An 18,696-nucleotide genomic window follows, 5' to 3' on the forward strand; every position below is an offset into this window, starting at 1 on the left:
GGCAAATTCCTCAGCGCTGCATTGGGTCAGGCCGGCTGTGCTTTGTTCGTTGCTGGACTCTGCTGTCAATGCCTGGCTGACCATGGCTTTGCCGGCCAGCTCGGGGTGGGCGCGAATGAGCGCCAGCTGGGCGTCGCGACCTGCACCGGCCACGGTGCGCGCCATGACGTGTTTCAGTTGCGCGAGCGAGGCAAACGGGCGCGCCTTCAGTGCTGCTTCTGCAATCCAGGGCGAATGTTCATACACGCCCTCCAGCAGCCGCGTGGCTTCCTCGCTGGGCGCGGCATTGAGTTGTTCAAGGGTCAGGGCCATGTTCGGTCTCACGCTAGTGCGGGTCGTTTGCCTGGTAAGGGTGGGTGGCTTTCCAGTGCCGGGCAATGTCAAGGCGCCGGCAGACCCAGACCCGGTCAAATTTCTCGATGTGGTCCAGAAAGCGCTGCAGCGCCGTGATGCGCCCGGGCCGCCCCAGCAGCCGGCAGTGCATGCCGACGCTCATCATTTTGGGTGATTCGGCGCCCTCCGCGTACAAGACGTCAAACGTGTCCTTGAGGTAGTGAAAGAACGGGTCGGCGTGGGAATAGCCCTGCGGCAGGGCAAAACGCATGTCGTTGCAGTCCAGGGTGTAGGGCACGATCAGTTGGGGCACGACGTCGCCATTGGTTTTTTTGACCTCCATCCAGAACGGCAGGTCGTCGCCGTAGTAGTCGCTGTCGTACTCGAAGCCGCCGTAGTCCGCCACCAGGCGGCGCGTGTTGGGGCTGTCGCGTCCGGTGTACCAGCCCAGGGCGCGTTCGCCGGTCATGCGGGTGATGATGTCCATGCCCCGCGCCATGTGCTCGCGCTCGGTGGCTTCGTCCAGGTGCTGGTAATGGATCCAGCGCCAGCCATGGCAGGCAATTTCATGGCCCAGCGCTTTCAGGGCCTGCACCAGTTCCGGATGGCGCTCCAGCGCCATGCTCACGCCAAACACCGTCAGTGGCAGCTGGCGTTTTTCGAACTCGCGCAGGATGCGCCACACGCCCGCGCGCGAGCCGTATTCGTAAATGCCCTCCATGCTGATGTGGCGCTCGGGAAAACTGGGCGGGTTGAACATCTCTGACAAAAACTGCTCGGAACCGGCATCGCCGTGCAGCACGCTGTTTTCGCCACCTTCTTCGTAGTTCAGGACAAACTGCACGGCGACGCGAGCCTGCCCCGGCCACTGGGCGTGCGGCGGCTTGGACCCGTAGCCGATGAGATCGCGCGGGTAGGGGAGGGTGCTGTCGTAGTTATGCATATTTTCAGGCCAGCGCCAGCGCCGGGGCGATGTCGACGTTGGGGGCTTTTCGGTCAAATGTCAGATTGGCCTCGACGTGGTGCAGGTGTTCGTCCATCAATTGCACCGCCAGGGCCTCGTCGCGGGCGGCCAGCGCCTTCACGATGGCGGCATGTTCTGTATGGGAGTGTTCGGCAGCGCTGGCGGACTGGTACATCAGGGTAATCAGCGAGCAGCGTGAAATCAGCTCCACCAGCATCTGCGCCAGCACATCGTTGCCCATGAGTTCCGCCATGCGCACATGAAAATCGCCGAGCAATTCGGTACGGCCAGGAACGTCGTCAAGCGCCACCGCTGATTTTTCTTGTGCCACATGCGCCTTGAGCGCTCGGATCATGGCTGGCGTGACTTGCCGCACAAAGGCCCGTGTCATCTCCGCTTCCAGCATGCGGCGCACGGTGAAGACCTGCCTGGCCTCTTCGACCGAGGGCGTCGCCACAAAGGCGCCCCGGGCGGGTTCCAGACGGATCAAGCGATTTTGCGATAACTGGAACAGGGCCTGTCGGACCAGGGTGCGGGAGACGCCAAATTGGTCGGCCACTTTTTGCTCGGACAGCTTGGTGCCGGGCTGAAGCTGGTGCGCCACGATGGCCTGGGTCAAGGCGTTCACGATGAAACTGGTGGTGGATGACTCCATGCAGTCATGATAGCTGCAATCCGAAAAAGTGTATACACTTTCAGTCGGCTACCGGTATTCTCAAGGTGGTCTTGCATTGACGAAGGACACGCCATGGGCTTGAGCACACACGTACTGGATACCATGCACGGCACGCCGGCGGCGGGCATGCGGGTTGCGCTTTTCACCACGGCGGGGGACACGGCCACCCTGGTCAAGGAGTTCGTGCTCAATCAGGATGGCCGCAACCCGGACGGTCTGCTGATTGACAACGACAGCCTCAAGTGCGGTACCTACCGGCTGGTGTTTGATGTGGCGGCTTACTTCAAGGCGTGCGGCGTGGCGCTGCCGGAGCCTAATTTTCTGGGCAAAGTGAGTCTGGATTTCGGCATAGCCCATGCGGACCAGCACTACCATGTGCCGCTGCTGGTCAGCCCCTGGAGCTATTCGACCTATCGCGGCTCATGAGTCTTTACAGCTGCCCCTCGGTCAGGGTGTCGAGTTGGAACAGGCCGCTCTTGTGCCACAGCCAGGTGTCGGTATAAGTCACCCGGCCCATGCGCGCAGGGGTCGGATAAGGTGCGGCCAGGCGGACGATACGTTCGATTTCCTTGACGACTTCGGGCGCATGGGTCGGGGCTCGCATCCAGTTGAGCTTCGTGACCCGGCCCTTGCCGTCGACGTCAACCTGCAGCACGCCAATGGCGTAGAGATTCGGCGGCATCTTGCCCTGATAAATTCGCTGGGTATTCTTCGCATACAGATGACTGGCGGCATCGCGCCGGTAGTCCCGTGGTGTGATCGCGCGCGAGACCGTGACCACAGGCGCTGGTCCGGCAGCTTGCTCTGCAGCAGACGGCGGCGCGTCGGGTACGGGTGCCGCGGCTGGGGGAGCCGTGGGCGTGGACGTGCAGCCCGCCATAAAGGCGACTACGCCGGCGGTAGCGGCCATCAAGGCTCGGCGGATAAGGAGTAATAGGTTCATGGTGCGTCTCTTCTGCTTATGTTATGGCTTATATGAGGTAATGGTAGCGTGACTACAAGGGAAAAGTTTTTTGCGCGCCTGGCGCTGGAAGAAGCCGTTTTGATCACGGTGCACGCGACCCGCGGCTCGGTGCCTCGGGAACAAGGGGCCTGGATGGCGGTTTTCAGTCAGGGCGCGGTGGGCACGATTGGCGGCGGGCACCTGGAGTTCGAGGCCACGGCGCAAGCGCGCGAACGCCTGCTCGGATTGCCGGGCGGCGAGGGCGAACCGGTGCAGCGTTTTGCGCTGGGCCCCTCCTTGGGCCAGTGCTGCGGTGGCGAGGTGCATCTTCGTTTCGAGCGGGTGAGCGCGGCGGACATCGCGCTGCTGCAGGCGCGCCTGGCCGCCAAGCTTTATCCGGTCGCCCTGTTTGGCGGTGGCCACGTCGGCCATGCCCTGGTGCGGGTACTGGCACCGTTGCCGCTGCAGGTGAGCTGGATTGACAGCCGCGATGAAGTCTTTCCGGTGGGCCTGCCTTCCAATGTCAGCTGCGAGCATTCCGACCCGGTGCAGGCGGCGGTGGCGCAGCTGGCGCCGCACAGCCGCGTGCTCATCATGAGCTTTAGCCATGCGGAGGACCTGGAGGTGGTGGCGGCTTGCTTGAAGCGCCAGCGCTTGCAGGCGGACTTGCCGTATGTCGGCTTGATTGGCAGCAAAACGAAGTGGGCCACTTTTCGCCACCGGCTGGAGGCGCGGGGTTTTACGCCGCAGGAGCTCGCTCACATCACCTGTCCAATCGGCATTCCCGGAATTGCCGGCAAGGAGCCCGAGGTGATCGCCGTGGCGGTGGCGGCACAGATATTGCAGACGCTGCCAGCGCACAGCGCGCGTCGCGGGCACACAAAAGGACAAGACTGATGGAAAGTTACTACCTCGACTGGGCCAACCTGCTGTTGCGCTGGGTGCACGTCATCACCGCCATTGCCTGGATTGGCTCGTCGTTTTACTTTGTCTTTCTCGACAGCAGTCTCACGCCGCCGGTCGATGAAGACCTGAAAAAACAGGGCGTCAGCGGTGAACTGTGGGCGGTGCACGGCGGCGGGTTTTATCACCCGGTCAAGTTCAATGTGGCGCCGTCGCAGCTGCCCAGTCACTTGCACTGGTTTTATTGGGAGAGTTACAGCACCTGGCTATCGGGTTTCGCGCTGTTCACGGTGTCCTATCTCTGGAGCGCCAGCACCTACCTGATAGACAAGTCGCGCATGGATTGGGCACCTGCCAGCGCGATCGCCGTGGCGCTGTCCTTCCTGGTGGTGTTCTGGCTGCTGTACGACCTGATTTGCCGGGTGTTCGGCCAGCGTAGACATGGCGACGCGATCGTGGGGGCGCTGGTGTTCGTGCTGGTGTGTATTGCGTCATGGCTGGCCTGCCACTGGTTTGCTGGCCGGGCGGCCTTTTTGCTGGTGGGTGCCATGCTGGCCACCACCATGAGCGCCAGCGTCTTTTTCTGGATCATTCCGGGGCAACGCAAGGTCGTGGCGGCGATCAAGGCGGGCGCGCCGGTGGACCCCATCCACGGCCAGCGCGGCAAGCAGCGCAGCGTGCACAACACCTATTTCACCCTGCCGGTGCTGTTTGCCATGCTCAGCGGCCACTACAGCTTTACCTACACGCACCCGCAGAACTGGCTGGTGCTGATTCTGATGATGTTCGCCGGCGCCGCCATTCGCCAGTTTTTTGTCATGCGCCACGGCTACAAATTGGGGCGCAATGGCAATCCGCTGGGCTATGCCTTGGTGGGGGTGCTGGCCATCGTGGCGGTGATCGTCTGGCTGAAGCCGGCGCCGCCCTCGGTCACCGGCAACAGCGCTATTAATTCAGTAGCTACTTCCGCATATCCGACGGGGGCTGCAGGCCAAAATGGCTATAAAGAAGTGCAGGCGGTGCTGGCGCGGCGCTGCTACCTGTGCCATGGCGAACAGGTGCAGATGAAGAACGTGCGGCTGGATTCACCGCAAAACCTCAGGCTTCACGCGCAGAACGTGTACCAGCAAGCGGTGGTGCTGAAGCTGATGCCGATGAACAACGCCACTGGCATCACCGATGCCGAGCGCTCGCTCATCAGGCAATGGTTTGAGGCGGGGGCCAAGACCGATTGAGCTACGTCCAATCAGCGGCCAGAATGCAATCTGCTACCCTGCATCAGCTCCGGGGCGAGGCCCTGGCTTTTAACCCAAAGGAGACAGAACATGAATAATTTGATGGCACGGCTTCTGGCCGGGATGCTCTTGGCGCTTGCCGCAGCGGGGGCGCTTGCGCAGCCGGTCGAGCTCGAAGGCGTGAAGCTCGAACCGGCGGTCCAGGTGGGCGCCACGACGCTGCAACTCAATGGCGCCGGCGTGCGCACACGGGTCATCTTCAAGGTCTACGTGGCCGGGCTGTATGTCCCCCAGAAGGCGGGCGACGCGGCGACGCTGCTGGCCCAAAAGGGCGCGCGCCGCATGGCCATCATCATGTTGCGCAACGTCGATGCGGAGACCTTTGCCGCAGCCCTGAATGACGGTTTGCGCAGCAACCACACCGAGGCGCAGTTCGTCGCCATGAAGGCGCAAATTGACGCCTTGAATGCAAACCTCAAGGCGGTGGGCGAGGTCAAGAAGGGTGACGTGATCCACTTCGAATTCGTGCCCGATGCGGGCACACGCGTAACGGTCAACGGACAGGTGCGCGGCAACGTGATCCCCGGCGAGGATTTCTTCACCTCGGTGCTGCGCATCTGGATCGGCGACAAGCCGGTTGACGGCAGCCTCAAGAAGGGGCTGGTCGGCGGGTAAGCCTTTCGTCAGTCCACCCGGGCGCCAGACGCCTTCACCAGCCCCTCATATTTGGAGCGCTCGCTGTTCATGAATGCGCCAAAGTCTTCTGGTGTGCTGGGCGCCGGTTCGGCCAGCAGGGTGGCAAAGCGGGTTTTTGTTTCTGGCGCATTGAGTGCCGCCACGAAGGCCTGATTGAGCCGGGCCACCACGTCTTTGGGTGTGGCCGCCGGCGCCACCAAGCCCCACCAGGTATCGATGGCAAAGCCCTTCAGGGTGTCCGCCACCGGCGGTGTGCCGGGCAAAGCGCTGACCCCCTTTAATGTGGTTACCGCAATGGCCTTGAGCTTGCCGGAGCGAATGTTGGGGGCCGCAGTGGCCAGGTTGTCAAAGTTGAAATCCACCTGGCCGCTGAGCAGCGCCAGTTGCGCCGGGTTGCCACCGTTGTACGGAATGTGCACGGCGAAGATGCCGGCTTCTTTCTTGAACATTTCGCCGGCCAGGTGGCCTGCGCTGCCGTTGCCGCCGCTGCCATAGTTGAGCTTGGCCGGGTTGGCCCTGGCGTAGGCGATCAGGTCGCTCACGCTGCTGATCTTCAGGCGCTGGGCTGTCTCGGCGTTCATGACGAGCACGTTGGGTACCCGCACCATCTGGGTGATGGGGGCGAAGTCGGTCGCAGCGTTGTAGGGCATCTTGCCGTAAAGCCAGGGGTTGACGGCATGGGTGGCGGTGGCCGCGATGCCGATGGTGAGGCCGTCGGGGGCCGCTTTGGCCACCGCGTCAGCGCCGATGTTGCCGCCCGCACCTGGCCGGTTGTCGATGATGACCGGCCCCAGGGTGTCTCTGACGCGTTCCGCCAGCGCGCGTGCCGTGATGTCAATGGGACCACCGGCGGCGTAGGGCACGATCAGGCGAATCGGCTTGCCCTGGGCCTGTGCCAAGGGCGCGGTGGCAGAGGCGAGAACAGCAAGGGCGGCGGCGAGGAGTGTTTTGATATGCATAAAAATGGTTGGCGTGATTTCAGACTGCTGCTGCATCCCGGGCCTTGTCGGCTTCGGTGATGAAAGCGTCCGCATAGAACTCATCTTCGGGCAGGCCGGCCTGCGCGGTATAGGCGGCTTTGGCCGAATCCACCACGATGGGGGCACCGCAGGCATACACCTGGTAGCCAGACAGATCGGGCAGGTCGTGCAACACGGCCAGGTGCACAAAGCCGGTTCGGCCGGTCCAGCCATCTTCCGGCAGGGCATCCGAGACAACGGGGACATAGTGCAAATGGGGCATCTCGGTGACCTTGGTCTTGATCCATTCATCCATGTACAGGTCCGCCGGGCGGCGCGCGCCCCAGTACAGCGTGACCGGGCGCGTGATGCCCTTGAATTGCATCTGTTCGATCATCGCCTTGATGGGGGCAAACCCGGTGCCGGAGGCCAGCATCACGATGGGCTTGCTGCTGTCTTCGCGCAAATAGAAACTGCCATAAGGTCCCTCCACACGCAGGATTTCCTTTTCCTTCATGGTGGTGAACACCTGGTCGGTAAATTTGCCGCCCGGCATGTGGCGGATGTGAAGCTCCAGTCCGCCGCCTGCTGCCAGCGTGTGGGGCGCGTTCGCCATGGAGTAGCTGCGCCGCGCGCCATCGCGCAGGATGAACTCCACATACTGGCCGGCGTGGTAGGTGAAGTTGTCGTTGGCCGGCAACTGCAGCTTGAGCAACATCACATCGAGGGACTTTCTTTCCATCACGCTCACCCGCGTCGGCATCTTCTTGATTGGAAGCGCGCCCTCAGACGTGACCTGGCGCGACTCCAGCACCACGTCGCTGTGCGGCACGCCACAGCAGGTGAGCACAAAGCCGTTCGCTTCTTCCTCGGCGCTCAACGCCTTGCTCTGGTGCGGCCCGTGCACCACAATGCCTTCGAGCTTCCTGCACTTGCAGGAGCCACAGGCGCCGTCCTTGCAGCCATAGGGCAAGCCAATCCCGGCGCGAATGCCCGCGGCCAGAATCGCTTCTCCGGGGCTGGTCGTGAAGGCGCGACCGCTGGGTTGCACCGTGATCTGGAAGCCTTGCGTCCCGGTTTCGCTGCTCGTCATGATTTCTGTATCCTTGGGCTGTGTTGCATTACTGGTCAGTCCCCGATTTTGCCCTCAAACCAAAGCCCCCATACCAGCCTGTACGCCACCCGTCCAGGTGCCTTGCCGGCCCGCTTTCGCCGCGCCCGTGTTTTGATCGTGGGCTGCGGCGATGTCGGCCTGCGGGTGGCCCATGCGCTGTCGGGTCGGGTGCGACTGCTGGCGCTGACGTCAACTGCTGATCGCACCGCCGAATTGCGCTCGCAGGGCATCACGCCCCTGGCCGGCAACCTGGACTCACCGGCCTCGTTGCGCCGGCTGGCCGGGCTGGCGACCCGCGTGCTGCACCTGGCGCCGCCACCGGGTGAGGGCTGGTCTGATCCCCGCACCCTGGCGTTGACCCGCGCCTTGCGCCTGCGCAGCCTGCCGGACGCCATGGTCTATGGCTCCACCAGTGGTGTGTATGGCGACTGTCAGGGTGAGGTTGCTATGGAAACGAGAGCGCCTCACCCAGATACAACGAGGGCCAGGAGGCGAATTGATGCTGAGGCTTGGGTGCGATTTTTTGGCCGGGCCGCGCAGGTGCGCAGCAGCATTCTGCGCATTCCCGGCATCTACGCGCCTGACCGTGCCGGCGGCACGCCGCAACCGCGCCTGCTCAAGGGCACGCCCGTGCTGCAGGCGGCGGATGACGTCTATACCAACCACATTCACGCCGACGATCTGGCGCGGGCCTGCATTGCTGCGCTGTGGCGCGGCAAGCCGCAGCGCATCTACAACGTGAATGACGACACCTGCCTCAAGATGGGCGACTACTTTGATCTCGCAGCCGATCTGTACGGTTTGCCGCGTCCGCCGCGCGTGGCGCGCAACACGGCCAGGGAACAGTTGCCCTTGATGCTGTTGAGCTTCATGAGCGAATCGCGCCGCATGGACAACACGCGCCTGAAACGTGAGCTGCGGCTGCAGTTGCGCTATCCGACGGTCGACGTCGGTTTGTTGTCCCCGGTGCCCGGGGTGTGAGTCGAACCGGCACACACCGCCGCCGGTGCTGCCACAACTGGCGTTGCCAATCAGACGCCGCTGCGCGGCTGATCAATAAAAAGATATCGACACCCGCGCCCGGCAGCGTCGTCAGTTGCGCGAACACCGGCGTACCAATTTTTGCGAGTCCGTGCGCCAGCACACAGACTTTCCCGCCGCGCGGGCCAATACTGAGGTCTGCATCAAACTGAGTGTGTGAACGCGACCGCACAGCGAGTCAGCGCCAGCACCGACAAGGGATCGTCGATTTCAGCGGCGGTTTTTCGGACCCGATTTTTAAAGAGTGAAACAAATGAACAAATTCAAAAGCAATTCCAGAGTGCAGCCATGGTTCATGGCGGCACTTCTGAGCGCTGCAATCGCAGGCTGCGGCGGCGGACAAGATCCGATCCTGGGAACCGGCGCGGGCAGTGGCATCAGTGCAACTGCACCCGCGCCGACGGCCACATCCTTTGGTGCGCCTTCGCTCGCGAGGTTCGGTATCTTTGGGGGCACGGCGGGAATGACCAACATGGGTATCAACACCGTGATCACCGGCAGTGGCATCGGCAACACGGCCGATATCGGCACCATGGCGACGGGTACTTCGTCGGTGACTGGATTTCATGATTCGAACGGCGACATCTACACGGAAACGGGAGCCAATATCGGGAATGTGACCGGGAAAATCTACACCTGCACCACGTCCACAACGGGCCCAACGTCCGCCGTTGTAAATGCCGCCTCTTGTACCGCTGCAACCAACGCCCGGGCTGATGTGCTGGCTGCCTATAACGACCTGGTCGCGCAACCGGCTGGACCCAATCCGGGTGCCGGCAACCTGGCCAACCTCACGCTCGCGCCGGGTGTGTACACCGCAGCAGCGGGATCGTTCAAGATGGAGGGCGGCGATCTGACCCTGGATGCGAAGGGCGACGCCAATGCGGTCTGGGTGTTCCAGATGGCGACCACGCTCACCGTGGGCGGTCCGGGAGCGGCTTTCCCCCAGAGCGTGATTCTGGCGGGAGGCGCCCAAGCCAAGAACGTCTATTGGCAGGTCGGCAGTGCCGCGACGATCAACGCAGGAGGCGGCGGGACCATGGTTGGGACCATCATTTCCCAGGCGGGCGTTACGTTCTCCACCGCCGGCAACGCGGCGCTGACCACACTGAACGGGCGGGCCTTGTCCCTGAATGCCTCGGTGACGCTGGTCAACACGGTCATCAACGTGCCGGCCCCTTAAAGCTTGAAGCATCCTCAAATCCTCCTGGAGAAAAAAATGAATCTTAAAAAAGCATCAGGGACGCTGAGCCTGGTCGCCCTGGCTGTCATCGCCAGTCCCTTCGCCATCGCGGACGATTCCGGCTGGTACGGCGGCGCCAACATTGGGCAGTCCAAAGCCACCATTGACGACGCGCGGATCACGAGCAGCCTGCTTGGCAGTGGTTTCAGCGGGGTCTCCATCGCCGATGAAAACCGCGATCTCGGTTACAAGATATTCGGTGGCTACCAGTTCAACAAGAATTTTGCCCTTGAAGGCGGTTACTTCGATCTGGGCAAATTTGGATTCATGGCCACCACAACACCTGCAGGAACCTTGAGCGGCAATATCAGGCTGAAGGGATTGAACCTGGACGCAGTCGGCATTCTGCCGGTCACCGAAAAATTCTCCGTATTCGGCCGCATCGGCGCGAACTATGCACAAGCCACGGACTCCTTTGCGGGAACCGGCGCAGTCAGGGTGCTCAATCCCAACCCCAGCACGCGTGAGACCAACCTCAAGTTGGGTGTGGGCCTTCAGTACGCGTTGACCGAATCGCTGGCCATGCGCGCCGAGGTGGAGCGCTACCGCATCAACGACGCCGTTGGCAACAAAGGGGACGTAGACCTCGTTTCGGTTGGCCTGGTCTATCGCTTTGGCGCCAAGACGCCGGCGCCGGCCCCGCGCGCGGCCGTGATGCCCGAACCGGTTGTTGTTGCGGCCGCACCTCCAGTGCCGGCTGTGGCGCCACCGCCACCTCCTGCTGCGCCACCCATGCCGACGAAGGTGACCTTTTCCGCCGATTCGCTTTTCGATTTCGACAAAGCGACCATGAAGCCTGCGGGCAAGCAGGCCCTCGACAAGTTCGCGGCAGACCTGAAGGGGGTCAACTTTGACGTCATCACCGTGACGGGACACAGTGACCGGATCGGTTCGCACGCCTACAACATGAAGCTTTCGACGCATCGTGCCGAAGCGGTTAGCGCCTATCTGGTCGAATCTGCAGGGATCCCGGCCGGCAAGATCGCGGTCAAAGGCGTGAACGGCGCAGATCCTGTGACGAAGCCAGCTGATTGCGTCGGCAAGAAGGCAACCAAGGAACTGATCGCCTGCCTGCAGCCTGATCGCCGCGTGGAAATCGAAGTCTCCGGCACGAAGTAAGGCGCTCGCCGGTTAGCATTGGCAGACGAGCAACCGGCGGGATGATATTTTGAACAGAAGCGACAGCGACGATAACAAGTCGGTAGCCCTCTATTGGGATTTTGAGAATCTCCACGCGAGTCTTGTCGAAGCGCGGCAGGGAGAAGGCTCCTACAACAAACCGGATGGACGGTTCAAGGCGCAGGAGCCGCTCATGGACGTTCAGGCCATTGTCGAACTGGCCGCGTCTTTCGGACCGATTGCCATCAACCGGGCGTATTGCAACTGGCAGTACTTCGGTCGTTACCGGGACGCCTTGCTCCAGGGTGCGGTTGAACTCATCCAGCTGTTCTCACCCGGCGCATCGGCAAAGAACGGTGCTGACATCAAGCTGTGTCTTGACGCCGTGGAGGACATCAGCCGCTTTGGCCATATCGGCACTGTCGTGATCGTTGGGGGCGACAGCGACTTCATGCCGGTGTCCCAGAAGATCAAGGCCGCAGGCCGCACGCTGATCGGCGTGGGTGCCCGCAAGTCGACCAACCGGCACTGGGCCAAGAGTTGCCACGAGTTTCGTTATTATGAAAACTTGGTGGAAGCGCCGGCGGCAGCAGACCTTGCGCAATCCAATGCCCAGACGTCGGCAGCATCACCAGAACCCCTGAGTTCCGCCGCCGAAATGTTCAAGCGCGCCATCCGTCTGCTGACCGAAACCAAGGGCGATTACTGGGTCAGCGAAGCATCCATCTGGCACATGATGAAACGGCTTGACCCGACCTTTGATACCAGGGACCATGGTTACGCCAACTTCCCGGTCATGCTGGAATCACTTGATTCCCTGGTCGAGGTTCGTCAAGGCGACTCTGAGCTGCTTGTCAGGTTGCGCTGACCTCACTTCACATTGCACTCGCGCCGCAGCAGGGCTAGCGCGTCTTTCAACTCGTAGTCAAAATCGCTTTGCAGCGTGTTCTGCGCATCGTCCATGAAGTTGATCCACAACTGGCTGTAGTCTTCCTGGTGCTGCGCCGGCGCCTGGTTCAGGATGTACTGGTTGACCAAGTCCTGTTTCAGCCCTGCCTTTCGAATCTTGCGAATCAACGCGGCTGCGCCTTTTTCGGTCAGTAGCGTTTTGGGGGCGACACCCGCGGCCACGGACAGGAACAGCGTGAGCAGCGAGCTGTCGTCGCTGTGCCCCCCTGTGGCTTTGTTCCAGGTGTCGGACGCCGAACGGTCATGGTGATCCACTTCGCTCAGGCTGTCCTCAACCCAGAAATACCGGCCCATGAACGCAGGCGTCTGGTCAAACAGTTTTCTGGTGGGCAGCGTGGCGTCAAGAATCTTCGGCAGATCTGCGACGACGGACTGCCGCACTGCCTCGACAACGGCCTTGAATTGGTCCGGCAGGTTTTTCGGTATCGTGACCGCAAAGACTGCCGGTCCGGCGCTCGCCTTGTTGGCGGCCTTGGAGGTGCCTTTGACGACAGCAGGGGCCGATCCGTGCTTCTTGCGTAGCGCGGCAATCATCTTCTCAAACGCGACCCAATCGGGCATTTCAGTGCGTTTGGTGGCCAGCACCAACAAAGCCGTCCGGATGACCGCTTCGGCATCCTTGCCGGCGTCTTCGAGTTCGGCGGTATCCATACCCAGCGTGTCGGCCAGCCAGATGGCCGCATCGATGATTTGTGCTACCTCGCTGCGTTTGGCGAATTCGGCCTGGTAGTCGGCCAGGCTTCGCAGTGACCACCTGGCCAGCAGCGGAATGTGGTCGTCGGTGAAGCCGCCGTGCTCATTCATGCCGAAATGGCTGTTTTGCGGCATGGCGATCATGCCTTTCAGCATGTCCGAGCCGCCTTTGGATCGGGACAAAAATGAATGATCGCGCAGCGACTCGGCCGCTTGACGCAAGTCGCCCTTGCTGGTGCTTTCAAGGTAGAGGCTGACCAGATTGACGATTCTGTCTTTCGCTTTTTCCAGCTCTGGGCGCAGAAACTCGCTGCCAAAGTAGCGCGCTATCTGCACCATGCCTTTGGGGGCATCCGTGCAAATAGCATCGAGTTTTTGCTGGTCGAGGATGCCGTTTTGCACGCCAAACACCAGCGCCTTTTCAAAGAACGGGCGAGCATCGTAGAGCGAGATTGAAGACTGGTCGGCTGAATGTGGCGTTGTCATCGTGGCGAAATGTTGCGGATGGGGCTCGGCAGGGCAAGCCGCCTTCAGATCGCCGATTCCTCGTCCGACTCGCGCGCCGCTGGCGTGGCTTTGCCGCGGTCGGTGTCGCCGGTTTCGACCTTGCCGTCATCTTCTTCGGTTTCATCTTCTTCCAGCCCCAAGTCGTGGGCACGGGCTTTGGCGCGCAGCACGATCAGCATTTCAATGAACAGGTCGGGGCACTCGTGGCGCAATATCCACGCGAGTTCCATCCAGTCATGGTCGGCCACTTCGTCCTGTTCAATGCGCGGTTTCACGTAGGCCGAGGCCAGCAGCGCCGTCTCAGTGAGCATCTCGCCGTCATCTTCCACCGTGTCAAAGGTGCCAGTGCGGGCAAACGCCTCGACGCGGCTCCATTTCTCTGAAAAATAATCGGCCAGCGCTTCACTGCCACCTTCCAGATCGCCCATTGCGTTCAGGAATTCAACCGGATCAGCGTCTTCCCTGAAGATGATCGAATTGACCATGCCGCGCAGATGCGTGCGGGTCAAGTCCTTGTATTGCTTTTCGATCACCACGGCCCGGGCGAACTGCGCCGGTGTGACCATGAGGTTGATCACTGATTCCTTGGAGTCGTCGTATTCGCGGATGACGGCCAGGATGTCCTTGGGCGGCAACTGGTCCAGCACCACCATCAGCGCGGCATCGCCTTCGGTGTCGGCCAGTTCGACCAGGGCCGACTCGGCGCCGACAATGTCTCCAGCAGCAATCAGGCTTTGGGTTTTTGCGATCAGGGCAAGGTGGTTCATCAAGGCTTCCAGTTCAACTTATCGGTCTTTACGGTCAAAACCCTGTTCGACCATCCAGTCAGCGCCGGCTTCTTCGCGAGCGCGGGCATCACGCTCTTCTTCGGCGTCAAACTCGTCCAGAGGCTCGTCGCCCTCATCGTCGTCGGCACCATCGTCCGTGTCGGTGTCCTTCGTGACGGCTGGCGCCGCATCAGGCTTGCCGTACATGTACTCCAGACCCGCGGCCACGGTCAAAAACCACGCGCCCATGGGCTCTTTCAGGATGATCTGCGTCAAGTCCTGCGCCCACGGGGTCATCTGTGCCGCGTCGGCCAGGGTGTCCCAGTCCGGAAATTCATCTGATTCGTGCGTCAGCAGGTGATCCATCACCGCTGGCAAGCGGAAGCGAAAGCCCTGGTGGAATATCACTGCCACCATCTCGGGGCTGAGCTCGATCATCTGGAGTAGAAAACCGAGTTCCTGGCGTCTTTCGGTCAAGCGCTGGCGCAGCACGTCCCGTCCTTCGGAGTCAAACGTCAAGTCATCCATTTCAGACTGGTAGGCCGAACGTAGCTGGAGGAAGAAGGGGGAAATTCTCATGTCACCTGTGCTTTAAAGTAATTGGTTGAAGTAGTTTTGCCAGATATCGCGCGCCGTATCGATCGGACTGTCGAGCAGATTGCGGCGGCGGTTGTCGTCGTAAGCCTGACGTTTTGCCTCATCGGAGAGGACTTCGTAGGCTTCCTGCACGGCCCGAAAGCGCTGCGCCGCGTCGGCAGCGGCGTTCCTGTCAGGGTGGTGCAGCGACGCTTTTTGGCGAAACGCCTTTTTGACATCGGCCAGCGTCGCGTCGCTGCCAAGTCCAAGGGTCGCGTAATGGTCCATGCGTGCCTGTCAATATCCAGTTTCTTGGAGTGGCAAGGTCCGGTTTGGTTCAACTGTTCTGTCGCCCTTTCGCACCCAGGACAGGTTGCGAGTTCGACGGAAGAAGTTTTTGCCTGAAAGAGTCGTAGGCGAAGCAGAGGTCATTTGTGGCAATGAACCTGGCCTGCGAACTCAACTTTGATGGTCTGAAAGCTATGGTGCCCGGGGCCGGACTCGAACCGGCACGCCTTGCGGCGGGGGATTTTGAGTCCCCTGAGTCTACCAATTTCACCACCCGGGCAGGCTTTCAGCGAAGAGTGGAATTATGGCACAGTGTGGGCTATGAAATACCCAACCATTGAAGATTCGATCGGAAAAACGCCGCTGGTGCGGCTGCAACGCATCGGAGCGGCAGAAAATTCCACTCGCGGCAACGTGATCCTGGGCAAGCTGGAAGGCAATAACCCGGCCGGTTCGGTGAAAGACCGCCCGGCCTTGTCGATGATCCGGCGCGCCGAGGAACGAGGGGACATCAAGCCGGGCGACACGCTGATCGAGGCGACCTCCGGCAACACGGGCATTGCGCTGGCCATGGCCGCGGCCATCAAGGGCTACCGCATGATCCTGATCATGCCGGAGGACCTGTCCATTGAGCGTGCCCAAACCATGAAAGCGTTTGGCGCGGAACTGATCCTCACGCCCAAGAGCGGCGGCATCGAGTATTCGCGGGACCTGGCCGAGCAGATGCAGCGCGACGGCAAAGGGCACGTGCTGGACCAGTTCGCCAATGCGGACAACCCGCGCGTCCATTTCGAGACCACAGGCCCGGAAATCTGGGCCGATACCAAGGGCCAGATCACCCATTTCGTGAGCGCCATGGGCACCACCGGCACCATCACAGGGGTGTCGCAGTTTCTGAAAAAAAAGAATCCGGCGATTCAGATCATTGGTGTCCAGCCCAACGAAGGGTCACGCATTCCCGGCATCCGGAAGTGGCCACAGGAATATCTGCCAAAAATTTACAACCCCGCCAATGTGGACGAATTGATGTATGTCAGCCAGGAGACGGCCGAAGAGATGTGCCGCCGACTGGCGCGGGAAGAGGGTATTTTTGCCGGCATTTCAGCGGCGGGCGCCTGCTGGGTGGCGCAGGAGATTGCCAGGCGCGAAACCAAAGCGACCATTGTCTTTATCGTCTGCGACCGCGGCGACCGCTATCTTTCGACCGGTGTTTTTCCCGCCTGATTCAGATAAAAATGCCCTATAGCCCTCGTGGAATATGCGCGAGCAGCTATCTAATTCATAGCGTACAGGTTTTCTCATGACTCATGCTTTCAAATTCTGCCCCCAGTGCGCGACGCCCCTGGAGTTCATTGCCCAGCTCGAGGACGGCGGTGAAAAAGAGCGCCTGCGCTGCGTGGCTTGCGGTTACACCCACTGGAACAATCCCACGCCGGTGTTGGCGGCCGTGATTGAGTACGAAGGAAAAATACTGCTGGCGCAGAACGCGGCCTGGTCGGGCAAGATGTTTGCGCTGATCACCGGCTTCATGGAAGCGGGTGAGACGCCGCAAGGCGGCATCGCCCGCGAAATCGCGGAAGAAACCAGTCTGGAAGCCACCGAGTTGAACCTGATCGGCGTCTACGATTTTCAGCGCATGAACCAGATCATCATTGCCTACCACGCCGTCTGCCAGGGTGAGGTGAAGCTCTCCCCCGAGTTGGTGGACTACCGGCTCTTTGACTTTGACAAGGTGAAGTGCTGGCCCGCCGGCACCGGGTATGCGCTGGCCGACTGGCTGCGCTCGCGTGGGCATGAGCCGCAATTCGTCGAACTTCCCAAACGCCGCTGAGATGACCCCCACGCTTGCCACTTCGTGTGCTGTGCTGCCCCACTAGGGGGCTGATCCGTCTTGGGGCGGCCCGGCGCCGGATTCACACCAAGGCCTCTAAAATCGTCCCAATTCCAAGGAAATCTGATGCAAATTGACAAAGAGGTCGATGCCCGTGGCCTGAACTGCCCGCTGCCCATCCTGAAAGCCAAGAAGGCGCTGGCCGACATGCAAAGCGGTCAGACGTTGCGGGTGTTCGCCACGGACGCCGGTTCCATGCGTGATTTCCAGGCCTTTGCCAAGCAAACCGGCAATGAACTGGTGGAGCAGCAGGCCGTGGGCGACGACTTCATTCACGTGATGCGTCGCCGCTAAGGTGAAATTCAGGCCGGCTCCCCGGCCTGCGTCATGCCTTATCCCAAACGAGCCAGCTGATCCTTCAACTTGGCGAGGGTGGCGACAAAATCTGCCATCCGCTTGCGCTCCAGGTCAATCACGGCCGCGGGCGCTCTGGCGACAAAAGCCTCGTTGCCGAGCTTGCCTTCGGTCTTGGTAATTTCGCCTTCCAGCCGCGCCGCTTCTTTGCCCAATCGCAGCTTTTCAGCGGCGACGTCAATTTCCATAAACAGGCAGATGCGTGCTTCGCCCACCACCGCCACGGGCGCGGCCTGTGCAGCGGCGGCCCAGGCGGCTTCGTCGTCAAACACGCGCACCTCATTGAGTTTGGCCAGCGCCTGCAGTACCGGTGCCGATTGCTTCAGGAAGGCGGCTTCACTCGCCTGGGTGGCGATCACGAACAGGGGCAGGCGGGTCGCGGGTGACACGCTCATCTCACCGCGCAGATTGCGGCAGGCATCCACCAGCTGCTTGAGTTTGTCTACGTACGCGATGGATGTTTCATCGATGCGCTCGTGCTGTGCCTGAGGATAAACGGCGATCGAGACGGACTCACCGGCACGCCCGGCGACCGGCGCCACTTTTTGCCACAACTCTTCGGTCACAAACGGAATGACCGGATGCGCCAGCCGCAGGATGGTCTCCAAAGTGCGAATCAGGGTGCGGCGCGTCGCCCGTTGTTGCGCCAGACCTGTCTGCACGTCCGGGTTGTCTCTGCCTTGCTGGATCTGGACCTTGGCGATTTCCAGATACCAGTCGCAGAACTCGTTCCAGACGAAGTCGTAGATCGTGCTGGCGACGTTGTCCAGGCGGTATTCTTCAAAGCCCTTGGCGACATCGGCTTCGACGCGCTGCAGCAGCGAGACGATCCAGCGGTCGGCCGGGCTGAAGCTAAGGTACCCGTGCGCGGCGCCACCGACGGCACATTCTTCCCTGGTGTGCTCATTCAGGCCGCAGTCCTGGCCTTCGCAATTCATCAGCACAAAGCGGCTGGCGTTCCACAGCTTGTTGCAGAAGTTGCGATAGCCTTCGCAGCGCTTGGCATCGAAATTGATGCTGCGACCCAGGGAGGCGAGCGATGCAAAGGTGAAGCGCAGGGCATCGGCGCCGAAGGCCGGAATGCCGGTGGGGAATTCTTTTTCGGTGTTCTTGCGCACGGCGGGCGCTGTCTCGGGCTTGCGCAGACCTTCCGAGCGCTTGACCAGCAACTCGGGCAGGGCAATGCCGTCGATCAGGTCCACCGGGTCGAGCACATTGCCCTCAGACTTGCTCATCTTCTTGCCCTGGGCGTCGCGCACCAGGCCGTGGATGTAGACGTGTTTGAACGGTACCTTGCCGGTGAAGTGGGTGGTCATCATGATCATCCGGGCGACCCAGAAGCTGATGATGTCGTAGCCGGTGACCAATACGCTTGAGGGCAAGTAAAGATCGAAATCGCTGAGTGCCCCGCGCTGCGCCGCATCG

22 protein-coding genes and 1 tRNA gene are annotated in these 18,696 nt (G+C 61.3%); 11 read left to right on the forward strand and 12 right to left on the reverse strand.

The window, feature by feature from the left end; translation table 11 throughout:
* The 3 genes from uraD to Q7T10_RS16380 all read right to left on the reverse strand — a co-directional run.
* A partial coding sequence (gene uraD, locus Q7T10_RS16370; RefSeq protein ID WP_304750351.1) for a 2-oxo-4-hydroxy-4-carboxy-5-ureidoimidazoline decarboxylase occupies positions 1 to 312 on the reverse strand: 312 nt, incomplete at its 3' end.
* 13 nt (positions 313 to 325) lie between these two features.
* Positions 326 to 1,276, reverse strand: coding sequence for an allantoinase PuuE (puuE, locus tag Q7T10_RS16375; protein ID WP_304750352.1), 951 nt, complete (start codon positions 1,274 to 1,276; stop codon positions 326 to 328).
* 4 nt (positions 1,277 to 1,280) lie between these two features.
* Complete coding sequence (locus tag Q7T10_RS16380) at positions 1,281 to 1,952, reverse strand: GntR family transcriptional regulator (protein WP_304750353.1); 672 nt, start codon at positions 1,950 to 1,952, stop codon at positions 1,281 to 1,283.
* Positions 1,953 to 2,045: 93 nt separating this feature from the next.
* Between Q7T10_RS16380 and uraH the strand changes: the two genes are divergently transcribed.
* On the forward strand, positions 2,046 to 2,399 hold the full coding sequence (uraH, locus tag Q7T10_RS16385) for a hydroxyisourate hydrolase (RefSeq protein ID WP_304750354.1): 354 nt from the start codon (positions 2,046 to 2,048) through the stop codon (positions 2,397 to 2,399).
* A gap of 4 nt (positions 2,400 to 2,403) precedes the next feature.
* Here the strand turns inward: uraH and Q7T10_RS16390 are convergent, their stop codons facing one another.
* Positions 2,404 to 2,916, reverse strand: coding sequence for a hypothetical protein (locus tag Q7T10_RS16390; protein ID WP_304750355.1), 513 nt, complete (start codon positions 2,914 to 2,916; stop codon positions 2,404 to 2,406).
* 48 nt (positions 2,917 to 2,964) lie between these two features.
* On the opposite strand from Q7T10_RS16390, the gene xdhC reads away from it, so the two are divergent.
* The 3 genes from xdhC to Q7T10_RS16405 all read left to right on the forward strand — a co-directional run bounded on the left by xdhC (position 2,965) and on the right by Q7T10_RS16405 (position 5,729).
* Positions 2,965 to 3,813, forward strand: a complete 849-nt coding sequence (xdhC, locus tag Q7T10_RS16395; protein WP_304750356.1) for a xanthine dehydrogenase accessory protein XdhC — start codon at positions 2,965 to 2,967, stop codon at positions 3,811 to 3,813.
* Positions 3,813 to 5,054: a urate hydroxylase PuuD gene (locus Q7T10_RS16400; protein ID WP_304750358.1), complete on the forward strand. Its 1,242-nt coding sequence runs from the start codon at positions 3,813 to 3,815 to the stop codon at positions 5,052 to 5,054. Before xdhC ends, Q7T10_RS16400 begins: the two co-directional genes overlap by 1 nt.
* Positions 5,055 to 5,144: 90 nt before the next feature.
* Positions 5,145 to 5,729: a chalcone isomerase family protein gene (locus tag Q7T10_RS16405; protein WP_304750359.1), complete on the forward strand. Its 585-nt coding sequence runs from the start codon at positions 5,145 to 5,147 to the stop codon at positions 5,727 to 5,729.
* Between the two features lie 8 nt (positions 5,730 to 5,737).
* Here Q7T10_RS16405 and Q7T10_RS16410 read toward each other — a convergent pair whose 3' ends face one another.
* Entirely contained in the window at positions 5,738 to 6,709 is a 972-nt protein-coding gene (locus Q7T10_RS16410) for a tripartite tricarboxylate transporter substrate binding protein (protein WP_304750360.1), read from the reverse strand.
* 19 nt (positions 6,710 to 6,728) lie between these two features.
* Positions 6,729 to 7,802: a CDP-6-deoxy-delta-3,4-glucoseen reductase gene (locus tag Q7T10_RS16415; RefSeq protein ID WP_304750361.1), complete on the reverse strand. Its 1,074-nt coding sequence runs from the start codon at positions 7,800 to 7,802 to the stop codon at positions 6,729 to 6,731.
* A gap of 48 nt (positions 7,803 to 7,850) precedes the next feature.
* Between Q7T10_RS16415 and Q7T10_RS16420 the strand changes: the two genes are divergently transcribed.
* The 4 genes from Q7T10_RS16420 (at position 7,851) to Q7T10_RS16435 (ending at position 12,094) form a co-directional block, all read left to right on the forward strand.
* Positions 7,851 to 8,804 (forward strand): SDR family oxidoreductase, encoded by a 954-nt coding sequence (locus Q7T10_RS16420; protein ID WP_304750362.1) that lies wholly within the window; start codon positions 7,851 to 7,853, stop codon positions 8,802 to 8,804.
* Positions 8,805 to 9,117: 313 nt separating this feature from the next.
* Positions 9,118 to 10,047: an ice-binding family protein gene (locus Q7T10_RS16425; RefSeq protein WP_304750363.1), complete on the forward strand. Its 930-nt coding sequence runs from the start codon at positions 9,118 to 9,120 to the stop codon at positions 10,045 to 10,047.
* Positions 10,048 to 10,083: 36 nt separating this feature from the next.
* On the forward strand, positions 10,084 to 11,226 hold the full coding sequence (locus Q7T10_RS16430) for an outer membrane beta-barrel protein (protein ID WP_304750364.1): 1,143 nt from the start codon (positions 10,084 to 10,086) through the stop codon (positions 11,224 to 11,226).
* Positions 11,227 to 11,275: 49 nt separating this feature from the next.
* The gene (locus tag Q7T10_RS16435; protein WP_304750365.1) at positions 11,276 to 12,094 is read left to right on the forward strand and encodes an NYN domain-containing protein; all 819 of its coding nucleotides are present in this window, start codon (positions 11,276 to 11,278) and stop codon (positions 12,092 to 12,094) included.
* A gap of 2 nt (positions 12,095 to 12,096) precedes the next feature.
* Here Q7T10_RS16435 and Q7T10_RS16440 read toward each other — a convergent pair whose 3' ends face one another.
* The 5 genes from Q7T10_RS16440 to Q7T10_RS16460 all read right to left on the reverse strand — a co-directional run bounded on the left by Q7T10_RS16440 (position 12,097) and on the right by Q7T10_RS16460 (position 15,306).
* Positions 12,097 to 13,374 (reverse strand): hypothetical protein, encoded by a 1,278-nt coding sequence (locus Q7T10_RS16440; RefSeq protein WP_304750366.1) that lies wholly within the window; start codon positions 13,372 to 13,374, stop codon positions 12,097 to 12,099.
* Between the two features lie 44 nt (positions 13,375 to 13,418).
* Positions 13,419 to 14,162 carry a hypothetical protein gene (locus Q7T10_RS16445; protein ID WP_304750367.1) on the reverse strand — a complete coding sequence of 248 codons (744 nt, stop codon included), beginning with the start codon at positions 14,160 to 14,162 and terminating at the stop codon, positions 13,419 to 13,421.
* Between the two features lie 18 nt (positions 14,163 to 14,180).
* On the reverse strand, positions 14,181 to 14,741 hold the full coding sequence (locus tag Q7T10_RS16450; protein WP_304750369.1) for a hypothetical protein: 561 nt from the start codon (positions 14,739 to 14,741) through the stop codon (positions 14,181 to 14,183).
* A gap of 12 nt (positions 14,742 to 14,753) precedes the next feature.
* Positions 14,754 to 15,026: a DnaJ domain-containing protein gene (locus Q7T10_RS16455; protein ID WP_304750370.1), complete on the reverse strand. Its 273-nt coding sequence runs from the start codon at positions 15,024 to 15,026 to the stop codon at positions 14,754 to 14,756.
* 195 nt (positions 15,027 to 15,221) lie between these two features.
* Positions 15,222 to 15,306, reverse strand: a tRNA-Leu gene (locus Q7T10_RS16460).
* Positions 15,307 to 15,347: 41 nt separating this feature from the next.
* On the opposite strand from Q7T10_RS16460, the gene cysM reads away from it, so the two are divergent.
* From cysM to Q7T10_RS16475, 3 genes are all read left to right on the forward strand, one after another.
* On the forward strand, positions 15,348 to 16,250 hold the full coding sequence (gene cysM / locus Q7T10_RS16465) for a cysteine synthase CysM (protein ID WP_304750372.1): 903 nt from the start codon (positions 15,348 to 15,350) through the stop codon (positions 16,248 to 16,250).
* Positions 16,251 to 16,326: 76 nt separating this feature from the next.
* Positions 16,327 to 16,857, forward strand: coding sequence for an NUDIX domain-containing protein (locus Q7T10_RS16470; protein ID WP_304750373.1), 531 nt, complete (start codon positions 16,327 to 16,329; stop codon positions 16,855 to 16,857).
* A gap of 126 nt (positions 16,858 to 16,983) precedes the next feature.
* On the forward strand, positions 16,984 to 17,211 hold the full coding sequence (locus Q7T10_RS16475) for a sulfurtransferase TusA family protein (protein ID WP_304750374.1): 228 nt from the start codon (positions 16,984 to 16,986) through the stop codon (positions 17,209 to 17,211).
* Between the two features lie 38 nt (positions 17,212 to 17,249).
* Here the strand turns inward: Q7T10_RS16475 and Q7T10_RS16480 are convergent.
* A partial coding sequence (locus tag Q7T10_RS16480; RefSeq protein ID WP_304750375.1) for a class I tRNA ligase family protein occupies positions 17,250 to 18,696 on the reverse strand: 1,447 nt, incomplete at its 5' end.

This window comes from Rhodoferax sp. (genome assembly GCF_030646845.1).
Classification (GTDB): Bacteria; Pseudomonadota; Gammaproteobacteria; order Burkholderiales; family Burkholderiaceae_C; genus Rhodoferax.